The sequence below is a fragment of the Nocardia aurea genome, assembly GCF_003123685.1.
Classification (GTDB): domain Bacteria; phylum Actinomycetota; class Actinomycetes; order Mycobacteriales; family Mycobacteriaceae; genus Nocardia; species Nocardia aurea.
In genome coordinates, this window is sequence record NZ_QCYJ01000005.1 from 635,199 (window position 1) to 654,670 (window position 19,472).

General features: G+C 67.1%; 21 protein-coding genes and 1 tRNA gene. 16 read left to right on the forward strand and 6 right to left on the reverse strand.

Going from position 1 to position 19,472, the window contains the following annotated elements:
- Window positions 1-109 precede the first annotated feature (109 nt).
- The 3 genes from DAT37_RS03520 to DAT37_RS03530 all read right to left on the reverse strand — a co-directional run bounded on the left by DAT37_RS03520 (window position 110) and on the right by DAT37_RS03530 (window position 3,495).
- Complete coding sequence (locus DAT37_RS03520) at window positions 110-1,330, reverse strand: erythromycin esterase family protein (RefSeq protein ID WP_232839474.1); 1,221 nt, start codon at window positions 1,328-1,330, stop codon at window positions 110-112.
- A 135-nt stretch (window positions 1,331-1,465) separates the two neighbouring features.
- Window positions 1,466-2,575 (reverse strand): DUF4185 domain-containing protein, encoded by a 1,110-nt coding sequence (locus DAT37_RS03525; RefSeq protein WP_109523285.1) that lies wholly within the window; start codon window positions 2,573-2,575, stop codon window positions 1,466-1,468.
- A 167-nt stretch (window positions 2,576-2,742) separates the two neighbouring features.
- On the reverse strand, window positions 2,743-3,495 hold the full coding sequence (locus DAT37_RS03530; protein WP_109523139.1) for a crotonase/enoyl-CoA hydratase family protein: 753 nt from the start codon (window positions 3,493-3,495) through the stop codon (window positions 2,743-2,745).
- Between the two features lie 124 nt (window positions 3,496-3,619).
- On the opposite strand from DAT37_RS03530, the gene DAT37_RS03535 reads away from it, so the two are divergent.
- The 3 genes from DAT37_RS03535 to DAT37_RS03545 are packed head-to-tail and all read left to right on the forward strand — an operon-like array spanning window position 3,620 to window position 6,546.
- Window positions 3,620-5,128: an acetyl-CoA acetyltransferase gene (locus tag DAT37_RS03535; protein ID WP_109523286.1), complete on the forward strand. Its 1,509-nt coding sequence runs from the start codon at window positions 3,620-3,622 to the stop codon at window positions 5,126-5,128.
- Window positions 5,129-5,141: 13 nt separating this feature from the next.
- Window positions 5,142-5,906 (forward strand): crotonase/enoyl-CoA hydratase family protein, encoded by a 765-nt coding sequence (locus DAT37_RS03540; protein WP_109523140.1) that lies wholly within the window; start codon window positions 5,142-5,144, stop codon window positions 5,904-5,906.
- Window positions 5,907-5,910: 4 nt separating this feature from the next.
- Window positions 5,911-6,546: a TetR/AcrR family transcriptional regulator gene (locus DAT37_RS03545; protein WP_109523141.1), complete on the forward strand. Its 636-nt coding sequence runs from the start codon at window positions 5,911-5,913 to the stop codon at window positions 6,544-6,546.
- A gap of 60 nt (window positions 6,547-6,606) precedes the next feature.
- Here the strand turns inward: DAT37_RS03545 and DAT37_RS03550 are convergent, their stop codons facing one another.
- Window positions 6,607-7,398: an alpha/beta fold hydrolase gene (locus DAT37_RS03550; RefSeq protein WP_332873261.1), complete on the reverse strand. Its 792-nt coding sequence runs from the start codon at window positions 7,396-7,398 to the stop codon at window positions 6,607-6,609.
- A 134-nt stretch (window positions 7,399-7,532) separates the two neighbouring features.
- Here DAT37_RS03550 and DAT37_RS03555 point away from each other — a divergent pair, with 134 nt between their 5' ends.
- The 4 genes from DAT37_RS03555 (at window position 7,533) to DAT37_RS03570 (ending at window position 10,811) form a co-directional block, all read left to right on the forward strand.
- Window positions 7,533-8,447: an oxygenase MpaB family protein gene (locus DAT37_RS03555; RefSeq protein ID WP_157978253.1), complete on the forward strand. Its 915-nt coding sequence runs from the start codon at window positions 7,533-7,535 to the stop codon at window positions 8,445-8,447.
- A 41-nt stretch (window positions 8,448-8,488) separates the two neighbouring features.
- Complete coding sequence (locus tag DAT37_RS03560; protein WP_198654057.1) at window positions 8,489-9,112, forward strand: TetR/AcrR family transcriptional regulator; 624 nt, start codon at window positions 8,489-8,491, stop codon at window positions 9,110-9,112.
- A gap of 76 nt (window positions 9,113-9,188) precedes the next feature.
- Entirely contained in the window at window positions 9,189-9,518 is a 330-nt protein-coding gene (locus DAT37_RS03565) for a hypothetical protein (RefSeq protein ID WP_109523145.1), read from the forward strand.
- Window positions 9,519-9,590: 72 nt separating this feature from the next.
- Window positions 9,591-10,811, forward strand: a complete 1,221-nt coding sequence (locus DAT37_RS03570; protein ID WP_109523146.1) for an acyl-CoA dehydrogenase family protein — start codon at window positions 9,591-9,593, stop codon at window positions 10,809-10,811.
- A gap of 76 nt (window positions 10,812-10,887) precedes the next feature.
- On the opposite strand, the gene DAT37_RS03575 is transcribed toward DAT37_RS03570, so the two are convergent.
- Window positions 10,888-11,370 (reverse strand): GAF domain-containing protein, encoded by a 483-nt coding sequence (locus tag DAT37_RS03575; protein WP_109523287.1) that lies wholly within the window; start codon window positions 11,368-11,370, stop codon window positions 10,888-10,890.
- A 96-nt stretch (window positions 11,371-11,466) separates the two neighbouring features.
- On the opposite strand from DAT37_RS03575, the gene DAT37_RS03580 reads away from it, so the two are divergent.
- The 6 genes from DAT37_RS03580 (at window position 11,467) to DAT37_RS43805 (ending at window position 16,785) form a co-directional block, all read left to right on the forward strand.
- Window positions 11,467-12,852, forward strand: coding sequence for a styrene monooxygenase/indole monooxygenase family protein (locus tag DAT37_RS03580; protein ID WP_109523147.1), 1,386 nt, complete (start codon window positions 11,467-11,469; stop codon window positions 12,850-12,852).
- Between the two features lie 108 nt (window positions 12,853-12,960).
- Window positions 12,961-14,076 carry a dimethylsulfone monooxygenase SfnG gene (gene sfnG, locus DAT37_RS03585; protein WP_109523148.1) on the forward strand — a complete coding sequence of 372 codons (1,116 nt, stop codon included), beginning with the start codon at window positions 12,961-12,963 and terminating at the stop codon, window positions 14,074-14,076.
- Window positions 14,076-15,335 (forward strand): SfnB family sulfur acquisition oxidoreductase, encoded by a 1,260-nt coding sequence (locus DAT37_RS03590; protein WP_109523149.1) that lies wholly within the window; start codon window positions 14,076-14,078, stop codon window positions 15,333-15,335. Before sfnG ends, DAT37_RS03590 begins: the two co-directional genes overlap by 1 nt.
- 26 nt (window positions 15,336-15,361) lie before the next feature.
- Window positions 15,362-15,895: an NADPH-dependent FMN reductase gene (locus tag DAT37_RS03595; protein WP_109523150.1), complete on the forward strand. Its 534-nt coding sequence runs from the start codon at window positions 15,362-15,364 to the stop codon at window positions 15,893-15,895.
- Window positions 15,888-16,385, forward strand: coding sequence for a flavin reductase family protein (locus tag DAT37_RS03600; RefSeq protein ID WP_109523151.1), 498 nt, complete (start codon window positions 15,888-15,890; stop codon window positions 16,383-16,385). The genes DAT37_RS03595 and DAT37_RS03600 overlap by 8 nt, the downstream gene beginning before the upstream one ends.
- A gap of 253 nt (window positions 16,386-16,638) precedes the next feature.
- Window positions 16,639-16,785 carry a hypothetical protein gene (locus tag DAT37_RS43805; RefSeq protein ID WP_157978254.1) on the forward strand — a complete coding sequence of 49 codons (147 nt, stop codon included), beginning with the start codon at window positions 16,639-16,641 and terminating at the stop codon, window positions 16,783-16,785.
- A 149-nt stretch (window positions 16,786-16,934) separates the two neighbouring features.
- On the opposite strand, the gene DAT37_RS03605 is transcribed toward DAT37_RS43805, so the two are convergent.
- A tRNA-Gly gene (locus DAT37_RS03605) sits at window positions 16,935-17,005 on the reverse strand.
- A gap of 319 nt (window positions 17,006-17,324) precedes the next feature.
- On the opposite strand from DAT37_RS03605, the gene DAT37_RS03610 reads away from it, so the two are divergent.
- The 3 genes from DAT37_RS03610 to DAT37_RS03620 are packed head-to-tail and all read left to right on the forward strand — an operon-like array spanning window position 17,325 to window position 19,471.
- Window positions 17,325-17,666: a type VII secretion target gene (locus DAT37_RS03610; protein WP_109523152.1), complete on the forward strand. Its 342-nt coding sequence runs from the start codon at window positions 17,325-17,327 to the stop codon at window positions 17,664-17,666.
- On the forward strand, window positions 17,663-17,959 hold the full coding sequence (locus DAT37_RS03615) for a WXG100 family type VII secretion target (RefSeq protein ID WP_109523153.1): 297 nt from the start codon (window positions 17,663-17,665) through the stop codon (window positions 17,957-17,959). Before DAT37_RS03610 ends, DAT37_RS03615 begins: the two co-directional genes overlap by 4 nt.
- Window positions 17,960-17,962: 3 nt before the next feature.
- Window positions 17,963-19,471, forward strand: a complete 1,509-nt coding sequence (locus DAT37_RS03620; RefSeq protein ID WP_109523154.1) for a hypothetical protein — start codon at window positions 17,963-17,965, stop codon at window positions 19,469-19,471.
- Window position 19,472: the final 1 nt, after the last annotated feature.

Consider the following 19,472-nt stretch of genomic DNA (forward strand, 5'->3'; position numbering starts at 1 on the left):
GTCTATTGAGCGCCGGGCGTGAGCCGATGCGCGGTGCGCCGCCGCTCGGACCGTTCACGGGCAGGCCGCCGAACCGGCGGCCACGGTCATGTCCACCGGATAGGCGAACTCATTCGGGCAACCACTCGACCGGTGAGGTCTCTCGTATGTGAACGAGCACGTCGAAGGCGTCGAGCAGCGCGTCCACCGTCATATTGGCCTCGGAATCCTTCGACTCGTCGTAGATCCCGCTGATGACACGCATGGCGGCCGGTTCACGCCATCGACGGGCCACCGCGTCCGGCGCTTCGGCGTGCGGGTCGACGAAATACGCGTCGAGGTCCACGTGCCCGAGTTCGGCGTCGAGCAGGTCGGGCGCGGGGTCGGGAGCCCGCCCGGTCCCGAGATCGCCGTGATGGAAGCCCAGTGCGACCGCGACGTATCCGGTGTCGAGCCGAGCGCGCAGATGGCTGCCGGTGCTGACGAAGGCGTCCGGATCGGTGCGGCCGACGCCGACCGGGATCGCCGAGATATGCGCGATTCCGTCCCAGTAGACGATCCGGGACGCGGCGGCCCGCTCCAGAATCCTTCGTGCCGAACGGAGTTCGTCTCCGGCGAATCCGCCGCGGCCCGCCACGCTGTTCTCGTGGAATTCCACGATCACCCGCGCGTGGTCGAGCGCCGCGTCCCGGGCCGGTGACGCGGGCAATCCGTCGAGCACCGCGTACGCGTCACGGGCGTGTTCGGCGAACGGCCGTCCCGGATGGACGCCCCGGTGCCGCTGGACGTGTTCGTCCATCCGGTGGGCGGTGCGGATCGGCGTGAGATGGGCTTCGACGGCGGGTACCAGTTCGGGCGCCGCGACGCGCAGATGGTCGAGAACCGCGTCGTAGTCGGCGGATTCCGCGTCCGGTGGTCGCACGCCGAAGATCGTGACCGGATCGTGCGGATGCTCGATGTTGTACGCGCGCAGCCACGCCATCGTCGCGATCGTCTCCGCGGTGCGCAGCGGACGCCAGGCCTGGGCGAGCACATCCTCCGGCGCACCGGTCCCGCCGCGCACATAGGCGTCGAACCGGTCGCCCGAACGCGCGCTGTCCTGGATCGCGAGCGCGCGGAATCCGTGCCGGAGCACCAGTGCTCGCAGGATCCGCTCGCGCACCCCGTAGGTCTGACGGGAGAAGCGGGTGGATTCGCCGAGGCCGACGACGGTGGCGGAGGCGAGCCGGTCGATCAGCGGGTCGAGATCGGGGCCGGTGTGATCGGCCTCGGTCGCGATGATCGCGGATGCGTTGGCGCGCAACCAGTGACGAACGGCCGCGGTGGTCTCGGGGGCGGACAGGGCGGTCACGGATACCTCCTGGGGTCGACGAGTGGGTCTGCGAACCCAGTCGAATACATCAACCAACCTCGAGGTCAAGCCGTACGGGGAAAACAAAGGACCGGTGCTCGCCCGTGGCGAACACCGGTCCGGTCTCTCGTCGTCTCAGAGCGTGCTGCGCATGAGCACCACGTTGTACTGGCTGTGCACGGTGGTCAGGAAGTACAGGTCGCGTCCGGTCTGGTACGGGAAGATCGACGGCGCGTACGCGGTCGGGAGCTCGCGGGTGTCGATGAGCACCTCGGGCGGGCTCCACGGGCCGACCGGGGAGGAAGCGCGACGCATCACGACCGAATTGAACGCGTCGGTGGTGAGCGAGATGAACTGTCCGAGATAGGCGTTGTACATCACCGAGAGTTCGCCGACGCCGCCCATGATGGGCGCCGCGGCATTCACGTCACCCTTGCGCGACCATTTCTCGCCGTCCCAGTACTCGTATTCGCCCAGGTTCTGGATATCGTTCTCCGCGACCCTCCCGACGAACGCCGCGTTGTTCCGGCCGGAAGGGGTTCCGTATTCGTAGACGTATCCGCCGTCCTTCAGGAAAGCGTTCATCTGGAAGTTGGCGTTGCCGCCTTCGTTCGGGCGGCGGGTGTTGCCGAGATCGGCCCACGTCTCACCGTTGTCCGCCGACGCGGCGAGCCCGGAGAAGTTGGTGGTCCACTCGCCGACGTTGTCCCATGTCTTCACCGACATCAGGCTCATGTACTGGACGCCGTTCACCGCGATGCCCGCGGTCGGTATCCGGCTGATCTCGATGAACGGGATCTTCGGGCTGGGGACGAGATCGCGTGCCTGACCGACGATGTCGCGGACGACGCTGTCGAAGTAGATGCCGCCGGAGGGGTCCTGGGTATGGCTGCGGACCAGGATATTGCTGCGCCACGCCCAGGTACTGCCCGCGAGCAGGTTCGGGACTCCGACACCCGCGGTGTCGCCGAAGGCGGTCAGCATCTCGCCCTGGCCGTTGTCCCACATGATGCCGAGATCGGTGCCGAGGACGTTGTAGGACTGGGTGTTGTTCGGGCTCGCCATGCCGGTCACCTGGAATACGGCCTTCGTCCGGCCGCCGAGGTTCGGCAGGCCGGTCGTGCCGTTCAGCACCGGGATGGGGTTGATCGCGTTGGGGTTTGCCGCGGCAGGGGTAGTCGCCGTGAGGAGCAAAACCGTGGCACCCGCCAGAGTCGATAGCAGGATGGATGCGGTCTTGTTCAAGGTGTGCGGCCCTCCGGGGGTCTCGCCGAAGTTGGCACGATCCACAACCCCCGTTATGTGTTTCGAGCCACATTTCAGCTGGCTGGCAAATCGAGCAAATGCTAGCAGTAGAACCGACCGAATTGGTGACATGTATCCCGAATCAAACCAAAATGGCGGCTAATTCATCATCGATCGCCGCGTCGACCGGCAAGCCTCACAATCAACGGCAGTTGCGTGGCGCGCTCTATCGCGAGCGTACGGCGAGTCGATGCCTGCCAGGACCGCTCGAACAGCCGTTTGGCGCCCGCGACGGCGTGCGGTGAGCGGGTGGCGATGCGGTCGGCGAGTGCTTCCGCCGTCGCGATCGGATCGTCGCTCACCTCGGTGACGAGACCGATGCGCGCGGCGTAGGCGGCGTCGACGGTATCGGCGGTCATCGTCAGCAGTAGCGCCTTGTCCATGCCGACGAGCCGGGAAAGCGTGGCGGCGCCGGTCATATCGGGCACGAGTCCGTGCCTGGCCTCCATCACCGAGAATTCGGCATCGGGGGTGGCGAAACGGATGTCGGCGGCGAGGGCGATCTGGAGACCGCCGCCGAAGCAGCGGCCGTGCACCGCCGCGATCACCGGTACCGGAAGTCGACGCCAGGCCCAGCAGGCTTCCTGGAAGGTGTTGGTGCCGCGCCAGGGCAGCGGGATGAAATTCCGCGCCATCGCGAGCGGATCGCCGGTGGCCTTCGCGACGTCGAGACCGCTGCTGAAACTCGGGCCGTTGCCGGAGAGGATGACCGCGCGCACGCCGTCGCGGCGTCCGACGGTGCGCGCCGCGTCGACGAGACCTTCGAGCATGCCGATCGTCAGGCCGTTGTGTTTGTCCGGCCGATCGAGGGTGACGTAGGCGCGGTCGTCGTCGAATCGCACGGCGATATGGGAATCCATTCCCGGATATTACCCGTGAGTCAGTTTTATCGACCGTGACTATTGCCTGTTCCCGCCCCGCTCTGCTGTACTCGAACCCGAGTTACCGTCAATATTGACGGTAACTGAGCGAAGCGGAGGAATGATGCTGCCAGCCGGAATGGATCCGCGGACGCCGGTACTCGTCGGCGTCGGCCAGGTGGTGCACCGAAGCGGCGACCCCGGCCTGCCGGGACCGGTCGAACTCGCGGCCGAATCGCTGCGCCGCGCGGGCGCGGACAGCGGCGCGGGCGCGCGCCTGCTGCGTGACGCGGATCTGATCGCCGCCGTCGCCCCGGTGAGCAGGCCCTACTCGGATCTGGGCGCGCTGGTCGCGGCCGAAGTCGGCGCGAATCCGAAACGCACACTGCAATCGGTGCGTTTCGGCGGTGACGCGCCCCAGCGGCTGCTGAACCTTGTCGCGCGATCCATCGCCGAGGGGCGCTCGGAGATCGCGCTGATCACCGGCGCGGAGGCCGTCGCGTCGTGGAACGCGGCGAGTCGGGGCGGTATCGCCGTCGACTGGCCGGAGCAGCCGGAGATGGTGCTGCCGACCGAGATCATCGGTTCCGACCGCGGCCCCAATTCGGAGATGGAGACCGCGGCCGGGCTGTGGGGACCGGTGTACTTCTACGCGCTGATGGAAACCGCGCTGCGCGCCCGGCTCGGACTGAGCGAGGCTGAACACCTGGACCGTATCGGCGGGTTGTGGTCGCGTCTGTCGGAGCTGGCGGTCGGCAATCCCTATGCCTGGATGCCGACGCCGCGCTCGGCCGCGGATCTGGTGACGCCGACGCCCGCCAACCGCGCGGTGTCGAGCCCCTACACCAAACTCCTCGTCGCCAATCTCACGGTGGACCAGGGCGCGGGGCTGATCGTGTGCAGTGCCGCCGCCGCCGACGCGGCCGGGGTGCCGAAGGACCGCTGGATCTTCCCGCACGGTGGGGCCACCGCTACCGACGAATGGTTCGTCACCGAACGGGCCGACATGGGCGCCTCACCGGCCATCGCAGCGGCCGGAAGCGCCGCGCTCGCCGAAGCCGGTATCGGCATCGATGACGTCGCGCATCTCGATCTCTACTCCTGCTTCCCGATCGCGGTGCAGGTGGCGGCGGAGGCGTTCGGCCTGCCGATCGACGATCCGGGCAGGCCGCTGTCGGTCACGGGCGGACTCACCTTCGCCGGTGGACCGGGCAACAACTACGCCCTGCATTCGATCGCGACGATGGTGGGACTGTTGCGTGCCGAACCCGAGACCTACGGTCTCACCACGGCTCTCGGCTGGTACATCACCAAACACGGTGTCGGGGTCTTCGGGGCCCGCCCGCCGCGCTCGCTGTTCCGCGCGGTCGAGGCCGAACCCGTCGCCGCCCGCCGCGAGATCGCCCCCGGTTACACCGGTCCGGCGACCGTCGAGGCGTACACCGTCCCCTATCGCAAGGCCCGCGACGGCGGCGACGAACCGGAGGCGGTGGTGATCAGCGCACTGAACGCCGACGGCGCCCGCATACTGGTCAGGGCCTCGGACGCCGACACGATCGCGGCGTTCACCGGCGGTGACCCACTCGGCGCGCCCGTCGAGATCGCCGCTGCCGATAAGCTCACTCTGCTCTGAGGAGAGGACACCGATGACCGACCTGATTCTGGTCGAACGGCGCGATGCCATCACCGTGCTGACCGTGAACCGTCCCGAGGCGCGTAACGCCATCAATCTGGCGACCGCCCAGGCCATCGAGGCCGCGGTGGACGATTTCGAGGCCGACGATTCCGCGCGCGTGCTCGTGCTCACCGGCGCGGGCGGAACCTTCAGTGCCGGAATGGATCTCGTCGCCGCGTCGAAGGGTGAAATGCCCATCACGCAGCGACGGGGGCCGCTCGGCATCAGCGCGCGTCCGCCGGTCAAACCGATGATCTCGGCGGTGGAGGGGTTCGCGCTCGCGGGCGGTTTCGAACTCGCGCTGTCCGGTGACCTGATCGTCGCGGCGGACAACGCCCAGTTCGGCATCCCCGAGGCGAAACGCGGACTCGTCGCCGCGGGCGGTGGTGTGCTGCGTCTGACCCAGCGGCTGCCGCGTCCGATCGTCGCGGAACTGGCGTTGACCGGCGGACGTATCAGCGCCGCGCGACTCTACGACCTCGGTCTGATCAACCGGGTCACCGAACCCGGCGGCGCGCTCGCCGTCGCACTGGAACTCGCGGCGGAAATCGTTGCCGCGGCACCGCTTTCGGTCGCGGCCAGTAAGCGGATCATCGACGAGTCCCCGGATTGGTCGGTGGAGGAGGGTTTCGCGAAACAGGGCGAGATCGCGCTGCCGGTGCTGTTCTCCAAGGATGCCACCGAGGGTGCGCTGGCCTTCGCGCAGAAACGCGAACCCCGTTGGCAGGGGCAGTGATTCGATGACCGAACGCGTCCGGGAGACGCAGGAGCTGCGCCGGGCGCGCATGCGGACGCGGCTCCTGGACGCGGCGGTGCGATCGCTGGTGGAGGACGGTTACGCGGGCACCACCACCTTGGCCGTGCAGAAGCGGGCCGGGGTGGCGCGCGGCACATTGCAACATCATTTCCCGACCAGGGCCGCGCTGCTCGCCGGTGCGGTCGAATATGTCGCCGCGCAGCGATTCGACCAGCTCGGCCGGGAATTCGAGGCTATTCCCGACGGCACGGACCGCTTGGAATACGCCGTCGAACTGACCATGCGGATGCTCGACGGTCCGTCGTTCCTGGCGGCGCTGGAGATGTGGGTGGGCGCGCGGACCGATCCCGAACTGCTCGCGGCCTTCGTGCCGCTGGAACATCGGCTGTTCGATCTGATGCACACCAGTATTCGCGATCTCTTCCGCGCGGAGTTCCCGGATGATCCACGCGTGCCGACCATTACGGAATTCACCCTGGAGATCATGACCGGCCGTGCCCTGCGCGTGCTGCTGACCGGTGACACGGACAGCAACCGGATCATCCAGCAGCGCTGGGGCAATGCCGTGCGCATCCTGCTCGGCACCGCGGATCCGGCGACGCTGACCGATCGCGGCTGAATCGCCCTGTTCGCCTTGCCCGCCGGTCGGCGCGTCCGTCGGTAGGGTGGGCCGAATCGCTCAGGCGGCGCCCGCGGTGTCGAGGAGAACCTTCGCGCACGCGTCCGGATCGTCGTAGAACGGCGTGTGCCCGCTGCCGCGCAGGGTGACGTGTTCCGCGTCGGGTAGCGCCGACTCGGCACGGCGACTCTGGGTGGCGTAGGTGAGCAGGACGTCGCGGCTGCCCCATGCCACGGTGACCGGTATGTCGGCCAGCGCGCCGATATCGCGCAGGCGCGCGGTGTCGAACGAGGCGAGTGCCTGGGCGAACCCGGGTGCGTCACCGGCTCCGTTGGCGGTGTCGACGGCGACCGCCGTATCCACCGACCAGGGCTTTCCGAAGACCAGGTAGAGGAACGCGGTGCGGCCCGCGGCCGTGCCGAGGAGTTTCGGCAGCACCGACCGCAACGGCCGGACCAAACCCCTTGCTGCGCCCAGTGATCGCTGGCACCAGATGCGACCAGCCCGGTCCCAGAACCCGATCGGGGAGTAGGCGGTGACCGAACGGGCGAGTCCGCGCGCGCCGAGTTGCAGACAGATGAGCCCGCCCATCGAATTGCCCGCGAGGTGCGGGCGTTCGATCCCCTGCGCGCGGAGGAATTCCGCGAGTGCGTCGGCGAGGGCGGCGACGGTGGTGTGTTCCAGCGGCGCGGACCCGCCGAAGCCGGGGAGGTCGACCGCGATCACGTCGAAGTGCGCGGCGAGGGCGTCGATGATCGGTTCCCAGACCTGCCAGCGACTGCCGATGCCGTGTACCAGGACCAGCGGTTCACCGCTGCCCACCCGGTGATGGTTCAACGTCGTCATACTCATCCGATCGTTCTTTCATTGGCGCTGCGCCAACAGTAGCAGCGCGCCCCGCGTCGAAGGGCTGGACCATTGCATAGCAACAAAGAGTGATTTATTGTCGCTTTATTCACCGAGTGAACGAGAGTGTGATGACGACGATGTCGATCAACGATGACGCCGCCCGTGAAGACACAGCCAGTGAGGACACCGCCTGTGAGGACGCGGCCGAGGACGTGAGGACGCTCGGCCCGGATTCCCTGCTGTGGAAATACTTCGGCGACTGGCGGGTCATGCTGATGGCGCCCGCCGCGGGCATCATGCAACTCATGCTGCCCGCGCTCGGTGCGGGCGTCACCCAGCATTCGGATTTCTTCAACGAGCCGTGGGAGCGCATCTTCCGGTCGATTCCGCAGATCGCCGGAACCGTCTACGACGGACCGGAAGCCGTGGCCACCGCTGCGGCGGTCCGCGACTACCACCGCGGAATCAAGGGTTTCGACGCCGACGGAGTGCGCTATCACGCGCTCGATCCGGAAACCTATTTCTGGGCGCACGCCACCTTCGTCTGGTCGGCGATCATGATGGCCGACATCTTCGATCACCGGCTCACCGACGCCGAGAAACAGCGTCTCTACCGCGAGAGCATCCAGTGGTACCGGCTCTACGGCATCAGTGAGCGGCCGATGCCGCAGGACTGGTACGCGTTCCGCGCCTATTACGACCGCATGTGCGCCGAGCGACTGGTCGTCACCGAATCGGCCGCCTGGGTGGTGCGCCAACTGGATCGTCCCGACGAGATGCGCCTGCCATATGTGCCGGACGCGGTGTGGCGGCTGTTCGGTACCGCGTTCATGCATCAATACCGACTCGTCGCGGCGGGCACCATGCCCGCGGTACTGCGTGACCGTCTCGGACTGGCGTGGGGGCCGTGGCAGCGCAGGCAATTCCGGCTCCGCGTCGCGCTGATCCGCCGGGTCTGGCCGCTGCTGCCCGAACAGTTGCGCTACCAGCCGCGAGCGCTCGCGGGTATCGCGCGCGAGCGTGCCGCACGCGAACATGTCACTGCCGCATGACGTCCCGGCCCGCGTCGGCGGCGGCATGGCAGCATGAACCCATGGCCGATGCCGAATTCCCTTCGCTCGCCACGCTGCTCGATATGCCCGCGGGCGAACCGGATCCGATCACCGAGCGAATCCTGGACGCGGCACTGGCCGAATTCACCGAATTCGGGTTGCGGCGCGCCTCCGTCGACGACATCCGGCGCCGGGCCGGCGTCAACCGCGCGACCGTCTACCGTCGATTCGCCACCAAGAACGACCTGGTAGCGGCCACTTTTCAGCGATGGATACTCGGTCTGCTCGCCGAGACGGCCGCCGCGGTCTCCGATCGGGCGACCGTGCGCGAACGGCTGGTCGAGGGTTTCGTGCGCTCGGTGCTCATCGTGCGCACCGACGCCCTGGTTGCGCGATTGCTGACCAGCGAACCGGAGATGTTCGTGCCGTATCTGACCACCGACGGCGGTCCGGTGCTGCGGGCCTGCCGTGAATTCCTTGCCGCGCAATGCCGGGAGTTGCTCGCCGACGGCCAGACTATGACGGTCGACGCCGACGCGGCGGCGGAGATCGCGCTGCGTCTCGCCCAATCGGTGGTGCTCACCCCCGAGGGATATTTCGACCTGCACGACGAGACCGCCCTGCGCGCGTTCGCCGACCGGTTCGTCGGACCGCTGGCCGGATGATTCGTCCGCACTCGCTCGCCCCCGACCTACCCGGTGCGGCATTATCGGGGTCACCGAAGCGAGAAAGAGGACTGAGGTGCGGATCTTCCTGGTCACCGCGGCCGTCGTCGCGCTGCCGATCCTGTCGGCGTGCGGCTCGGACAGCGCGACCGAACCCCCGGCGTTGACAGCGGCCGACCTGTCACGGTCATTGCAGGACAAAGGCCTGCGCGACAAGGATCTCGCCGACTGCGCCGCCGCACTCTACGTGTCCGAGGGCATTTCCCAGCAGGGGCTGCGCACCATGATCGGCGACGAATACGACAACAAGACGGCCGATCCGGCCACGCTCGGTATGAGCAAGGAGGACGGGGATCGCGCCCGCGCCGCCAACGCGAAGATCGCCACCGAATGCCTCGGTAAATAGGGGTCGGCACGCATTCCGATCCCGCTGCGCGCAACCCGTGAACGCGCGCCGACGCGGGTCCATCGTGGGGTGATGACATCGATCGAGGCGACAACCACCGCGGACTCCGATCTGGATGAGATCTTCCGGCCGATCTTCGACCGGATCGCCGAAGGCGCGGTCGAGCGCGAGGTGGACAGACGGCTGGCCCACGAGGAAATCGGCTGGTTGCGCGCCGCCCGCTTCGGCGCCCTGCGGGTTCCCGTCGAATTCGGCGGATACGGCGCGACGGTCCGTCAACTGTTCCGCCTGCTCATCGACCTGGCCGCCGCCGAATCCAACCTGCCGCAGGCATTGCGCGTGCACTACTCCTTCGTGGAAGATCAGCTGCTCGCCGAGCCCGGCCCCGCGCGCGAACACTGGCTGCGCGCGGTGAGCGAGGGCACGCTGGTCGGCAACGCCATCACCGAACCCGGCGTCGGCGCGGTCGACCGCTACCGCACCCGGCTGACCCGCGACGGCGCGAGCTGGCTGCTGAACGGCACCAAGTACTACAGCACCGGATCGCTGTACGCCGACCACATCCTCGCCGCCGCCGACCTGGACGGCGAGCGGGTCGGGGTGCTGGTCGCCGCCGATGCCGACGGGGTGCGTCAGCACGACGACTGGGACGGCTTCGGGCAGCGCATCACCGCGAGCGGCACCACCGAATTCAGCGACGTCACCGTCACCTCGGAACAGATCCTCGGACCGGGATACGGCGTGCCCGGTCCCACCTACGCCACCGGCTACCTGCAACTGGTGCAACTCGCGGTGCTCGCCGGTATCGCCGCGCGCGCCGAAATCGACGCCAGGATCTGGGTCGGCGCGCGCACCCGCGGCTACACCCATTCCGCCGCCGACCTCCCGCGCGAGGATCCGCTGGTGCAGCAGGTGATCGGGCGGCTGTCCGCCGCCGCGTTCACCGCGCGGGCCGCGGTGCTCGCCGTCGCGGATCTGCTCGACGAGGTACTCGCGAACGGTGCCAAGGACGAAAGCGCGCTGGTCGCGGTCGAACTCGCGGCGGCACAGGCGCAACTCGGGGTGATCGACACCGTGCTCCCCGCGACCAGCCTGCTGTTCGAAGTGGGCGGCGCGTCCATCGTCGCGGAGAAGTTGCGGCTGGACCGGCACTGGCGCAACGCCAGAACCATCTCGGTGCACAATCCCGCGATCCAGAAGGCCAGGGCCATCGGCGATCATCTGCTCAACGGCGCCGAACTGCCCTTCGGTTGGAGTGCGGGCGAAAGGTCGGCGAGCGCAGCGCGATCGTGACGAATCGACGGTCGTCGCGGTAGGCCCTGTCGACTCTCCCGGAACGGAATCGCCGGGAGAGTCGACAGACCGCGTTCTACAGCGCTTCGAGGAATACTCGCGCCACAGCCTCCAGTCCGAGCCGATCGGTGTCGTCGAATCGGCCGGGATCGGGGCTGTCGAGATCGAGCACGCCGATCAGTTCGTCTCCGAGTACCAGCGGCACCACGATTTCCGATCGGGAATCCGCGTCGCAGGCGATATGGCCCGGAAACGCGTGCACATCCGGGATGACCTGGGTTCGTCGCGTCCGCGCCGCGGTACCGCAGACACCGCGTCCGATGGCGATCCGCACACACGCCGGTTTCCCCTGGAAAGGCCCGACGACGAGTTCGTGCCCGTCGAAGAAATAGAAACCCGCCCAATTCAGCCGGGGCAGTGCGTGGAAGATCAGCGCGGATAGATTCGCGGCATTGGCGACGCGGTCGGATTCCCCGGCGATCAGGGCCGTGGCCTGCGCATTCAACTCACGGTACTGCTCGGTGCGGTCCCCGGACAATGCGGCAACGGTGAACGACATGCGTGCATCGTAGGCCCGCGAGCCATCACGGACGGGCATCTGTTCCCACTGATCGCAACCCTCCACGAGAAGTTCTCGCGGACGCACCATGCAAATATGACATCGCAGAATTCCGTTTCACGTTCCACGCGTTCGGCCGCGATCGTCGGCGCCGGCCAGACCGGCGTCACCGCGGCCATCGGACTGCTCGACGCCGGCTTCACCGTCACCCTCTACAGCGAGCGCGATCAACGCGCGTTACGCGACGAGGTACCCGCCACCGGCACCGCGCTCGAATTCGGTGTGACCCAGCAGGCCGAACTCGCCCTCGGACTCGATACCTACACCGCGAGAGCGCCGCGGCATACCGGCCTCAGCGTCCGCATCGCGGGCCCGGACAACGCCGAATTGATCGCCTTCGACGGTGAATTCGACGGATATGTCGGCGTCGCCGTCGACACCAGGCTCAAAGCCGACGAACGGCTGACCGCGTTCCGGGAACGCGGCGGACGGTTCGTCGTCGAACCGGTGAGCCTCGACCGGCTCGACACCATCGCCGCCGAGAACGACCTCACGCTGGTCGCGACCGGCCGCGGCGGGCTGTCCGAACTGTTCCCCGTCGACGACACCCGCACCGTCTACGACGCGCCGCAGCGGTCGCTGCTCACCGTCACGGTCACCGGACTCGGTCACGACCGCGAGGTCTTCGCCCATCGCGGCCCCGCGGGCGGCGGGCACAGCGGATTCTCCATCCTCGCCGAACAGGGCGAGGCCTGGTGGGGTCCCTATCTGCACAAGGACGCGGGCCCGAGCTGGGCATTCCTCGGCTGGGCGCGCCCGGGCAGCGAGTGGGAGAAGCGTTTCGCCGCCGCCGATTCGGCCGAATCCGCGCACCGGATCGTCACCGAGCTGTACCGCGACTACATCGACTGGGATCTGCCCGAGGTACTCGCCACGAAGGTGATCTCCGACGACCCGCATTCCTGGCTGAAAGGTGCGGTGCGTCCCGTCGTGCGCGCCGGGGTCGGCCGCACCGCGAGCGGTCACGTCGTCGGCTCGCTCGGCGACACTTCGGTCGCCTACGACCCGATCGCGGGGCAGGGCGCGCAGAGCGGATTGATCCAGGCTCAGCGCCTGGTCGTCGCGGCCGCCGTGCACGAGGGCGCGTTCGACGAACAGTGGCTCGCCGCCCGCTACGCCGAATTCCTCGCCGCCCGCAGCGACGCCGCGGCCAAGGTCACCCGGCTGTTCCTCAGCGATCCCGAACTGGGCGATATCGCCAACCAGTTCTTCGCCGCCGCCGCGGTCGAACCGCGTTTCGCGAGCGCGTTGGTCGGATTGCTGCACCACCCCCAGCCGTTCCTCGGCATCGAGACCCCCGAGGACGCGAGCGCCTATATCGAGCAGGTCACCGGGCAGCCCGCCACCGATATCCTCGCTCGATTCCAGCCCGCCGGGCGCTTCGCCCGATCCGAATACGCGGGCGGATTCGCTCGCACCTGATCGGGACACGCCGGTGATCGGATCGCGGGGATTCAAACCCTCCTGTCGATCCGGTCCCGGTGTTGAAGTGGACAGACCGGCAGATATTTCCGGACCTTTGGAGTAACTATGACCACCGAGCAGATCGCAGACCAGATCCGGTTCGCCTACTGGGTGCCCAATGTCAGCGGTGGACTGGTCACCAGCGAGATCGAACAGCGCACCGGCTGGGATTTCGAATACAACAAGAAACTCGCGCAGACCGCCGAGCGCAACGGCTTCGACTACGCGCTGTCGCAGGTGCGCTACACCGCCTCCTACGGTGCCGAATTCCAGCACGAGTCGACCTCGTTCAGCCTCGCGCTGCTCGGTGCCACCGAGCGGCTCAAAGTCATCGCCGCGGTGCATCCCGGCCTGTGGCATCCGGCCGTGCTGGCCAAATTCGGCGCGACCGCCGATCACCTGTCCAACGGTCGTTTCGCCATCAACGTCGTCTCCGGATGGTTCGCGGGCGAATTCCAGGCGCTGGGCGAACCGTGGCTCGAACACGACGAGCGCTACCGGCGCAGCGCCGAATTCCTCGAGGTGATCCGCAAGATCTGGACCGAGGACAATGTGAACTACGGCGGCGATTTCTATCGCATCCGCGATTTCACCCTCAAACCCAAACCGCTCAACACCCCCGAACGGCCGAATCCCGAACTCTTCCAGGGCGGTAACTCGACCGCCGCCCGGCGCAACGGCGGCCGCCACGCCGACTGGTACTTCTCCAACGGCAAGGATTTCGACGGCGTCACCGAACAGTTGGACGACCTGCGCGCCATCGCCCGCGCCAACGATCGCGAAGTGAAATTCGGTCTCAACGGCTTCATCATCGCCCGCGACACCGAGCGCGAGGCCCGCGATACGCTGCGCGAGATCATCGAGAAGGCGAACAAACCCGCCGTCGAAGGGTTCAGGGACGCCGTGCAGCAGGCCGGTGCTTCGACCGGTGATCGCAAGGGGATGTGGGCGGATTCCACCTTCGAGGATCTCGTCCAATACAACGACGGTTTCCGCACCCAGCTGATCGGCACCCCCGAACAGGTGGCCGAACGTATCGTCGCCTACAAGAAATTGGGCGTCGATCTGATTCTCGGCGGCTTCCTGCACTTCCAGGAGGAAATCGAGTACTTCGGCGAGAAGGTACTCCCGCTGGTGCGTGAACTGGAGGCTGCCGAGCAGCCCGTCGCGGCGGTCCGCTGATGACCGCGGTCATCGCCGACCGCATCGAATCGGCAGCTCGGGCGATCGGTGTCGCGCGAAATCTCGCGGCGGAATTCGCGCTGGGAGCCGCCGCGCGGGACCGCGACAGGGAGCTGCCGTACGCGCAGGTGGACCGCTTGGCCGCGAGCGGTCTGCTGGCGATCACCGTGCCCGCCGCGTTCGGTGGGGCGGACCTCCCGCCCACCGTGGTCGCGGAGGTCGTCCGGATCATCGCGGCCGCCGATCCGAATATCGCCCAGATTCCGCACAGCCATTTCGTCTACCTGAATCTGCTGCGATTGGCCGGTGACCCGGCCCAGCAAGCCCGATATTTCGGCGCGGTTCTCGACGGTGCCCGCATCGCCAACGCGCAATCCGAGCGCGGCGGCGCGACGGTCGCCGACATCGCCACCACCGTGCGGCCCGAAGGCGAGCGTCTCCGTATCGATGGCGCCAAGTACTACTGCACCGGTTCGCTTTTCGCGGATCTGCTCGCCGTGCTCACCCGGCTCGACGACCCGAATGCCGAAAGCGGTCTCGCGCCAGGCGAATACGTCGTCTACCTACCCGCCGACACTCCCGGCGTGCGGATCGTCGACGACTGGAACGGCATCGGCCAGCGCACCACCGGCAGCGGAACGATCATCTTCGACGGTGTGCTCGTCGAACCGGATCAGTTGGTCGCCCGAAACGCCGCGGTGCGCGCGCCGACCGGGTACGGCGCGTACGCGCAACTCCTGCACGCCGCGATCGACGCGGGTATCGCGCGCGGTGCGCTCACCGCCGCAACGGATTTCGTTCGGCAGTACAGCCGTCCGTGGTTCGAAGCGGGTGTGGAGCGAGCGGTCGACGATCCGTTGCTTATTCAGCGGTTCGGTGAATTGGCCGTCACCGTGACCGCTGCCGAGGCGACGTTGAGCGCGGCGGGACGCGTCGTCGATGCCGCTGTCGAAGGTGATGGTACGCGGTCGGCGGTCGCACTGCCGGGCGATGTGACCACCGATCGGTCCGACGCCGTCGCTCACGCGTCACTGACGGTCGCCACCGCGAAGATCCTCGCCGACCGGGCCGCCAACGAGGTTTCGGCCGCACTGTTCGAGGTGGCCGGAACCCGCAGCGCGGCAGCGGATCTGAACCTGCACCACTTCTGGCGCAACGCCCGCACCCACACCCTGCACGACCCGGTCCGCTGGAAGTACCAGCACATCGGCCGCGCCCTGTTGCACGACGCCCCGCCGCCGCAGCATGGTGTCTTCTGAGCCGTGAGCGAGAGAAGGATACGAATATGTCAGTGACGGTCGTCGTCGGAAACCCCAAACCCGCCTCGCGCACCCTGACCGCGGCGACACTGGTCGCGCAAGCGCTGCGGCCCGATTCGGCGCCCGCTGTCATCGATCTGGTCACGCTCGGCCCCGGCCTGCTGTCCTGGGGCGATCCGGCCGTCGGCGAGGCCGCTCGCACGGTCGCCGAATCCGAACTCGTCGTCTTCGCCAGCCCCACCTTCAAGGCCACCTACACCGGCCTGCTGAAACTGTTCCTCGAACAGTTCGACGGCGGTACCGGCCTCGCCGGAGTCGTGGCCGTCCCGCTCATGCTCGGCGCGGGCCCCGCCCACGCCCTCGCACCGGATCTGCTGCTCAAGCCGGTCCTCGTCGAGATCGGCGCGACCGCCGCACTGCCCGGCCTCTACCTCACCGACCGCACCTTCCACGAGGACGGCGCGATCGCCGCCTACGCCGAGCGCTGGCGGCCGGTAGTCGACGCATTGACCACGAAATCCCTACAGTCGAACACCGAGAAGGCGACGAATCATGCATGACCTCTTCGAATTCCCCGCCGACGGTGACGGCCTGCGCCGCGCCTTCTCCAACTTCCCCAGCGGCGTCGTCGCCGTCTGCGCCGAAGTGGACGGCGTCCCCCACGGACTCGCCGTCAGCACCTTCGTCCCCGTCTCCCTCGACCCACCCCTCGTCTCGTTCTGCGTCCAGAACTCCTCCGCCACCTGGCCACTCCTCGAACGCGCCGACCACCTCGGCCTGAGCCTGCTCGGCACCGACCAGCAAGCCGCCGCCAAAGCCCTCGGCGCCCGCAACGGCGACCGCTTCCGCGACTCCGAACTGCACCGAGGCACCGGCGACGCCGTCTTCATCGACGGCGCCTCGGCCTGGATCGAAGGCGTCCCCGAAGCCCAGGTCCCCGCGGGCGACCACACCGTCGTCATCCTCCGCATCCACCGCCTGGCCACCCGTTCGGATATCGAGCCCCTGGTCTTCCACGGCAGCAAGTTCCGCCGCCTGCTCGCAAGCTGAGGGGGATCGCGGGCTAATCCGCAGAGCCTGGGTACCCAACTCGGGGCGGTGCCGCCCGACCAGGTCAGCGGAGGATTCAGCCCAAGCTCGGCGGAACCCGAGTTCTGCCTGGGCAGCGGGGACGAACCCGACGGTTTCGGCGGGTTCGGCCTGTCTCACCGTCCCGAGGGGGAGCCCGGTCCTCGCCTGGGCACTACCGGGCGCCGTCGACAGGGCGATCGTCGCTATCACGGCAGCGGTCGCTGTACTTCGCATGCTTTTGCTCACGCGCTGGCGTCTGCCGTTCGGCACGATCGAACTCGAGCCGGGCATTCGCGGCGTCGCGCCCGCTGATCTGCGCCGTAATGGAGTCCTGCCGCTGGAGCGGCTGGCAATGCCCGACCATCCGCCGGAGTCGTGAGCGATCCTCCGGCTAGGTGGGAGTACGGGCGCTTCGTCCGATTCGACCGGTGTTCCTTGGCAAGTTCATAGGGTGCAGTTTTGGGTATAGTCCCCGTACTTGCTGTGTGCGATTGCGGGAAATCCCTTGTCTACCAAGGGATTCAAAGGAGCCGATGACGGGAATCGAACCCGCGCTGTCTGCTTGGGAAGCAGAAGTTCTACCATTGAACTACATCGGCATGCGTCGTGACGCGACCGTCAGCGTAGCAGACCAGGCACTATGCGACGCAAGTCCACAGGTGTGGAGCCTGGGATCAACCCCTGAACGGGCTTGGTCCCTATTTCCTCCTTGCCCGTACCATCACTCTTGCAGCCGCTGACCCAAGTTCGCCGCCGAACTACGCCGCGCGAAGTATGTGGCTGGTCTCGAGATCGACAAAGCCTCCGGAGCGAGCACCCCGAACCAAGCCCTAAGTCGTCAGCCTGCCCTATCCACGTAGGGGTGAGCTCGGCGGCTGACATTGCGGATCCGGTATCACGATCCGTAGCATCTGCGGGGTGAGCGATACGGGGGACGCTTCGAGCTCGGGGCAGGATCTTGCGGTTGTACCGGAGCGGGTTCGTGAGGTCGGGCGGTATGTCTACGAGTTGTCCGAGGCGCTTCGTTCCGCGTTGAGTTCCGCGGCGCGAGATGTGGATGGTGTGGTCAGCGATACCTGGACAGGTGCTTTGGCGACGGAGTTCACCGCGGGGTGGACCGATGTCCGTGAGGGTGGGGATCAGATCATCACGGCCTTGGCCGGGATGGCGGAGAAGCTCGGCGTCACCGCGCAGAGCTATCAGGTTCGTGATGAGAACAACGCTTCCGCGCTCGGGAGTTCCAGTCTGGATCTGCCGTGAGCGAGTTCTCGGTCAATATCGATGACCTCGACCAGCTCGTGGCCCGCTTGTCGGGTCTGGCCGGGTTCATCGAGGACCATCTCGACGAGATCGATGACAAGGTCGCCACTCTGACCGGTACCGGTTGGGAAGGCGTTGCCGCTCAGGCATATTCCGACGCTCACCGGCAGTGGGTGACCGGAGCGCGCGAGTTCACCGACGGTGTCCGGGCAATGAGCGACGCGGCGATTCGAGCGCACACTCGCTACAGCACCGCCGCTGACATCAATAAGCAGATGCTCCAAAGCGGCTAGAGGGTGGGGGACACCTGGATCATCGACTCCGGCATGTACCTCGACGCGTCGAAGAAATGCCAGCAGTTGGCCACCGATATCTCCCTGGCGTTGGGGCCTTTGCAGCGCGCGCTCGTCAACGACTGCGCAGGGATGGCCGGTGATCACGAAAAGTCCCGACCGTGGACGACCGGCTATGACCAGCATGCCCGCGACATCGTCACCTTGGCCGCGGCACTGTGCAATGCGTTGCAACGTTTCGGCGATGTCTTGGCGGCTACCGGCTACAACTGGTGGCATTCGGACCGCACCCACGCCAGCGGTCCGGAACCTGCCCGTCCCAGCGTCTCCGAGCCTCTCTACGACTCGGGTATGGCGTTGCCTGCCAGTGCCAGCGGCAACAACGGTGAGGGAATAGACACATCGATCACCGGCCTCATGGAGCAGGTGGGAAAGATCCCGAACGGCGATGTGACCAAACTCGGGATAGCGAAGGACGCGTGGAAGGCCTTCGCCGACAACGCCACCATCACCGCCGCCGCCGACCGCATCAAAGGGGTCAACGCCAAGTTCACCGGCAGCACCGACCCCAATATCGCCGACATCGAACAGAAACTGACCACGCTGCAGAATGCCGCGCAGTTGTTGTCCCAGGCGGCGTCAGGGCTGGCGGGACCGGTCAAGGACCATCACGACGCGCTCGAATCGATGCGCAACGATGTCGAAGCCGCTGTGGCAAGCGCCGCGAAGGAAATCGCCGGCGCGATCGTGGTGACCGTCCTGGTCGTCGGGGTCCTGGCGGTCGTTACCGCGGGCACAGCCGCCGTGCCCGCCGCTGCCGGTGGTGGATTGGTCACCGCCGAGATCGTCACCACGACAGCCACGCTGATCCGCACCACCGTCACCGCGAGTCGTGTCCTTGCGCTGTTCGGCGCTGTCGTTGTCGCCGGAAGCGCCGGTGGTGTCTTCACCGCCATCCCCGACCTCACCCAGAACGGTATCAACGCCGCACTCGCGGGTATCGCGGCCATGACGGTCAAAATCGTTGGTGACGAGGACGCACCGTCCGGTTCTTCCAACCCTGGCAACACGCCAGGGACAACCGAGTACCAGAAACGTGTGGAGGAGTTGGCTCAGGATCCCGCGAAGAACGGGAAGGTGAGCCCGCAGTCGACGAGAGAGGCCGAGGTCGGACTCGCCAACGAGAACGCCGGACTCGTCGGACCACTCGAACGGGCTCCCCTCGGTCCCAATGGCGAGGATCAGGGAGAATTCATCGACAAGAACAGCAACACGCGATGGGATGTCAAGAGCTCACCCGATGTCATCCCCGACTATCGGCCTGCCGAGGTCGCAGGCAAACCGATAGCCAACCCGCAGACCGATGAGCAATTCATCGAAATGATCGAGGACTCCCTTGCCGACGGCGAGGGCGTGATGATCGACGAAAGTGGCATGACACCCGCTCGCAAGGCGCACCTGCAGGAGTTGGTGCAGAACAATCCGCAATGGCAAGGAAAGGTGCTCTGGTAAA